1 pseudogene is annotated in these 225 nt (G+C 50.2%); it reads right to left on the bottom strand.

What is annotated here, in order from left to right:
• Nucleotides 1-32: 32 nt before the first annotated feature.
• Nucleotides 33-225 (bottom strand): annotated as a pseudogene (locus tag DXA74_RS16725) (DNA primase); the annotation flags it as partial.

The raw sequence follows: 225 nt of genomic DNA, 5'->3' as shown, positions 1-225 counted from the left end.
ACTACGAAAGCGGAGCGTGTAGTTATAGTGGGCTATAACCGGAAGCCGTTCTTCTTCTCCGGTGATTGGCTGCGCACCCCTTTGGCGGATTGAACTTGCCTTTTTCTTTCAGCCTGTTCCTGTAAATATTCGTTCAAGTCCTTGCATCCGCTGTAAGTCTGAGAAGCGTCACGGATGTATCGGTCTCTGCCGTATTCCTCACGGATTTGCCGGAGTGCTTCCATT

This window comes from Bacteroides sp. OF04-15BH (genome assembly GCF_003477995.1).
Taxonomy (GTDB): domain Bacteria; phylum Bacteroidota; class Bacteroidia; order Bacteroidales; family Bacteroidaceae; genus Paraprevotella.
Note: the sequence above shows the minus strand (reverse complement) of the source record. Positions and strands in the feature narration are given on the sequence as shown.